Below are 625 nucleotides of genomic sequence, written 5' to 3'. Positions count from 1 at the left end.
TAGAATAGGAAAGTATAAAGTTTTACCCGCTAGAAAGCCTATCACCTCAAACGTTAATCACTATCACTTGATTTGAAAAGAGAGGGGATTTAAAGGTACACTATACGTATGGTAGAGAAAAGCATTCGCATAGAAATGAATAAACTCAAAGCTATATTTCTGGACAATAATAATTGGGAGAATTTTCTAAAAAATAACAAAGGAAAGATACGCCAAGTTATTAGAAAAGAAGTTGATAAGTTTCTGCATTGTGGGGATTTGTCTAATGGATTCCGCGTGTATAAGTGTGAGGCTTGCCCAAATGTTAAGCATGTTCCGATTCGGTGTAAAGGGAAATTCTGTCCCACCTGCGCAGTTGGAGAAGCACAGAAATGGGCAGATATTCAATCAAACGACATGTACCGTAGTATTCATCGCCATGTGATTTTAACCATTGATGAAGGGCTTCGTCCCATTTTCACTAGTCATTATCGGAAAAAACTATTAAAAGGCTTAATGGACGAAGCCGGACGGCTTTTGAATGAATGGTTCGAATCGTTAGGTGTCACACCTGGTATTGTCTCCGCTCTTCATACCTTTGGATCTAAACTAGAATTTAACCCTCATATCCATATGCTTGTGACAA

The 625-nt window shown here is 38.2% G+C and carries 1 protein-coding gene; it reads left to right on the top strand.

Annotated features, from left to right (window positions below):
* Positions 1 to 108: 108 nt before the first annotated feature.
* The coding region (locus ACYQ4S_RS12130) for an IS91 family transposase (protein ID WP_459771416.1) at positions 109 to 625 on the top strand (517 nt) is incomplete at its 3' end.

It is taken from the genome of Alkalibacterium sp. s-m-28 (genome assembly GCF_054658175.1).
This window is presented reverse-complemented; position numbering and strand designations above follow the sequence as displayed.